At 42.2% G+C, this 4,572-nt stretch carries 4 protein-coding genes and 1 pseudogene; 2 read left to right on the top strand and 3 right to left on the bottom strand.

The window, feature by feature from the left end; all coding sequences use genetic code 11:
• Together Q1V93_RS07965 and Q1V93_RS07960 are read right to left on the bottom strand one after the other, a co-directional pair.
• Nucleotides 1-764: pseudogene (locus Q1V93_RS07965) on the bottom strand (hypothetical protein); the annotation flags it as partial.
• Nucleotides 761-1,099, bottom strand: coding sequence for a hypothetical protein (locus Q1V93_RS07960; protein WP_300663542.1), 339 nt, complete (start codon nucleotides 1,097-1,099; stop codon nucleotides 761-763). The gene Q1V93_RS07960 and the pseudogene Q1V93_RS07965, both read right to left, overlap by 4 nt.
• Nucleotides 1,100-1,330: 231 nt before the next feature.
• On the opposite strand from Q1V93_RS07960, the gene Q1V93_RS07955 reads away from it, so the two are divergent.
• Together Q1V93_RS07955 and Q1V93_RS07950 are read left to right on the top strand one after the other, a co-directional pair.
• Nucleotides 1,331-2,323, top strand: a complete 993-nt coding sequence (locus tag Q1V93_RS07955; RefSeq protein ID WP_300663540.1) for a tetratricopeptide repeat protein — start codon at nucleotides 1,331-1,333, stop codon at nucleotides 2,321-2,323.
• On the top strand, nucleotides 2,320-2,931 hold the full coding sequence (locus tag Q1V93_RS07950; RefSeq protein ID WP_300663538.1) for a hypothetical protein: 612 nt from the start codon (nucleotides 2,320-2,322) through the stop codon (nucleotides 2,929-2,931). Before Q1V93_RS07955 ends, Q1V93_RS07950 begins: the two co-directional genes overlap by 4 nt.
• Here the strand turns inward: Q1V93_RS07950 and Q1V93_RS07945 are convergent.
• Nucleotides 2,928-4,265, bottom strand: coding sequence for a saccharopine dehydrogenase family protein (locus Q1V93_RS07945; RefSeq protein WP_300663536.1), 1,338 nt, complete (start codon nucleotides 4,263-4,265; stop codon nucleotides 2,928-2,930). The two genes, Q1V93_RS07950 and Q1V93_RS07945, sit on opposite strands and share 4 nt — an antisense overlap.
• Nucleotides 4,266-4,572 lie beyond the last annotated feature (307 nt).

The following is a 4,572-nucleotide window of genomic DNA, read 5'->3' as shown; positions in this document are numbered from 1 at the left end:
TCAACCTGGGTAATCCGGTAATAATTCTTCTTCCCGGCTGCCGGATTTGAATGAACAGCCGAATAACTTTGTTTGGCGTCCGAATTGCCGGTTCCGTAAGCAGGAATCTTGGAAATACTCGTCCAAAGCTCAGCTTCCGGGTTCACCGACCATTCAATGTCGAAATAATCGTTGTTCCGCTCAGACAAGGTGACCCAATTCAAATCGTTCTCATTCCCGACTCTTTTTCCCGTGAATGAAACCATTTCAACCGGAAGGACCACATTACAAATCACATCAAAATCAGTTATTTTATAGCCACTACTGTTAATCGAATTATCCGATACAAAATTCAGCCGGAAACGAATATTGGACGATGTCGGCAAAGTAATGGCAGGAATCGTAGATCCCGGTGAGGAACCGAAATTCCCTGTCCACCCGTTTCCTGCTCCATACGGATTAATCCAGGTTGATCCGTTATCCAGCGAATAATAGATAAACATGAAATCATACGTGTATTCCGCATTCCCGAAAGCAGTAAATGTGACAGAAATTGTTGTGGCGTTCGCACAGGAAGCATTGATTGAAGGCGAAGTATACGTTGAATTCGTATTATTACTGTAGTTTCCGTTACAGTTAGTAGTCACATAACCACATCCGCTTTGCCATTGGAGGGTTCCGGAACTTGTCCATCCGGGATTTACCCCGGAAGTCCAGGTATATGGCAATTGTGAGAAAGCAGCAAAACCCGTTGCTACGATCAAACCGGTTAACAACGCTTTCATTGTTTCTGAAGTGTTGCTTTCGGCAGGTATTTTTCTTTCGCAAAGAGTGTAATAATTACTCCCTGTTCATTCGCAAAGGAAAAATCCACAGATTCCCGTCTCAGTTCTTCATACTGAGAAACATCAAAAGAATGGATATCAAATCCAATGGCATTTGAAGAATCGAGAGAGTAGCTATTACAGTAGTAATCTGTAATTGCCCGCAGTTTTTGCTGTGGCATTTGCCCCAGCTGTTCTTCCGAGAAATGAGCCAGTAGCCTTTGGTCATAGGTATTCTGACCAAAGGAGTAAGACGCAAGAGTTAGAAGAACAATAGGTAGTAATTTATTGTTCATCTTTTTAAGTTTCAGTAAATTGAAATTATGAAACTCAACTAAGAACTTCATTTGAATATGTGTGGTTATTAACCAGAAATGAACATTCAGTTAAGTTTATCGAGTATTCGGTTTCACTCACAAACCATTTATTTCGTTTTGTCGAAATTCCAACGCTTTCGCTGAATACAACGTTTAGATAGCAATAGCTAAATACATTTCCTTATTTTTGTGATTCAGAACCAATTTCATATGCGCATTCTATTTTCGATCGGTCTTCTTCTTGTTCTCCTGACATCTTGCGGAGGTAATTCCCCTAAAAAGAAACAAAAAGAACTTTCCGTTGATCAGCTTTATAAAAAATACCCGGACAGTGTTCCGATTTTGATCAAACACGGAAACCTGATGTTGGAACGATATGATTATGAAAAGGCACTTCAGGACGGAGCGAAAGCATACCGGATGCAGGAATCAAACATTGAAGCACGTTTCCTCTATGCAAATGCATTGAATAACCGCGCAAACAGAACCGCCAGCGATGTCATGTCGGCACAGCATCACTTTAAGTATGTCGTTAAAAAACAACCCAAAAATACCCAGGCGCTGGTTGCACTTGCAACAACGTATGCCCAGCAGGGAGATAACGAAAAAGCATTCTATTATATCAACGAAGCACTTCGGATTGATAAAAAATACCGCGATGCTTATATTCTGAAAGGAAGTATTTATCTGAGCATGGATAACCGCAAACTGGCAAAATCGTCTTATCAGACCGCAGTGGAGCAAGATCCTGAATTCTTTGCAGCTTATATCAAGCTTGGTTTGATCTACCAGGAAGAAGGTGATCCGCTTTGTATTCAATATTTCATTACTGCAACCCAGATTCGTCCGAATAACATTGAAGCCTATTACAACCTGGCGTATGCTTACCAGCAATTTGATAAAATTCCGGAAGCGCAGCAAACATACCGTGAAATGCTGAAGAAAGATCCTACTTTCACTCCGCCGCTTTTCCAACTTGGCTGGATCAAGCAATTCAAACAAAACGATATTGACAGTGCCATCTATTTCTATAACGAAACCTTGCAAAAAGAACCGCGCTATGTAGAAGCGTGGCACAACTTAGGACTTGCTTTCGAAACCAAGGGAGAGAAATACCAGGCGATTCAATATTACAGAAAAGCTCTGAAATACAACCCTGAATTTTCAATTTCTGAGGACGCAATCAAGCGCTTGTCAAAATGACCCCGCAAAAAGCAATCATTTTTCAGACTTGCGTAGAAGCCCTTCTTCCGGTATTGGGTTATTTTTATTGGAGTTGGGATGCGAGCTTCATTTTGATGTTCTACCTGATCGATTGGCTGCTGTTTTGGGTACTCACCCTGTTCAAAGCGCGAAAGCGGCTCGACTTCAGCGGAAATGAAACGGAAAAACAAGTGGCAGCCAAACACCTTGCAATTGCGTTTCTATGCATTTTAAGCACTTCTCTGGCTGTTTTCTTTACACTTCCGAACATCCATGCAGGTTTCTCCTGGGCAGAACGAATCTGGGCCTTCTTATCTTATAGTGATATGGGAATTCAGCAGGGCTTCGTTTTAATTCCTTTGATGGTTCTGAGCGGGTATCTGACTTACAAACAGCAATTCCTTCTCCCGCAATTGTTCCGCAAATACCCGGTAAGTCAATTCACGCAGGAAAGTGTGAAACAGGGAATCATTCTTTCACTTGTTTTCGGAATTACCTTATTGATCTCCCGCTTCGTACAGATTCCGGACGAAGTGATTCTCTTCGGAACAGTACTTGGCGTTGTAATTTACCGGTTGATTACGAGAGGGAATCTCCTTTTCCGTTAAATCACTTTTTCCAATTCCTTGAAAACAACCCCAAGGTCTTCCAGTTCATCCAGGATCGGAGTGTAAATTTCCGGTTTTGTAGGAAGTAAAACTCCCCGCTGTGAGATTTTTTCCTGAAGAATCAGTTTTGCGCAGATTCCTACAGGATAACCAACGGTTTTCGACATGGCTGTATGAACCGGATCATCCCCCAGATTCACCATAGAAGATTCGATGAAGCGTTGCTCACCGCTCAACGAATAGGTAAACTGGTGAACCATTACCAGCATGTCTTTATCATGAGGTTCCAGCACCCATTTATTCACCAGGATTTTCTCCAGGATCTGAGCAGGTGTTGCATCTTTCAATCCGATTTTTACGGAAGAATCAAACAAATCCAGCCACTCGAACTTATGAAGGTCCGTTACACCCAATTTCTCGCAGGCATTCGCCCATTTATCTTCCACACTTACCGTTTCTTCGAAAGGTAAAAACGCGTTGATGAACGATCTTGGTGTCAGATTCTCGGAATCCTGAAGTACAAAGCTATCATCAGTAAGCCCCAGCTGAACAAACACGTTCCACGCCTGGCAAAAACCATTTTTTCTCAGGGTTCCGCGATAAATCGTCGGGATTTCTTCCAAACCGTAAATGGCTCTGTAAGACAAGGAATCGCGGTTTGCATACCCTTCAAATTCGCCGTAACCCTCTACCGTAATGATATCCAGGCGATTGAACACCTGTGTATATGGAATGTATTTGTACTGATGCTGATCAATATAACGGGCTGTTCCTCCCTGTGCCGCCAAAACCACGTTTCGCGGGTTCCAGGTAAATTTGTAATTCCACGGATTGGTATCACTTTCCGGAGCCATCAAACCTCCGCAGTAGGATTTGAAGCCGGAGATAATTCCGCCCTGATTCCGGATCGAGTCGATGATTTTCATCGCACTCATATGATCAATTCCGGGATCAACCCCGATTTCATTCATGAAAATCAATCCGGCATTCCGAACCTCCTCATTCAAGGCTCTCATCTCCGCAGAAACGTATGAAGGAGTGATCAGGTTTTTCTTCAACTCCAGGCAATCTTTTGCAATCTCCAAATGAAAACGGGCAGGCAGCATGGAAATAACCAAATCTGCATTTTTCAACTCTTCCCAACGCTCATTCCGATCCAGGGCATTAAACGAAAGCGCCACACCACAAGGATGCCCTGCCAACTTAAACTTCACTAAATCCAATGATTGATCCACCACACGTAACTGCCAGTTGTTCTCTTCCGCGTGATTAAGCAGATACTTAATCAAGGTTGACGCTGAAAGACCGGCCCCCAAAAGCAAAATTCGTTTCATACCTTTAATTCTGTTACGAAATTAACTCAAATCACCGAATTCATATACCGAATTAACCTTATTTAAATTGAAAAGCTAAAGGAAGGTGTGGAAAACAAAAAAGCCTCTTAAAAAAAGAGGCTTTTTGTTCAATATTTCAAAAAATGAATTATTTCAATTCAGAAAGTTTGAATGATTTTCCATGCATTGAACTCGTCACTTTGAACCACGTGTTTCCGCAGTTACTTCCGTCCAAATGCTTCAATTCAGTACCCTCACTGTAGCTGAATCCTTTTGATGCACCTGCACTGATGTAGTTATGTCCACC

This window comes from Fluviicola sp., assembly GCF_030151805.1.
Classification (GTDB): domain Bacteria; phylum Bacteroidota; class Bacteroidia; order Flavobacteriales_D; family Crocinitomicaceae; genus Fluviicola.
Note: the sequence above shows the minus strand (reverse complement) of the source record. Positions and strands in the feature narration are given on the sequence as shown.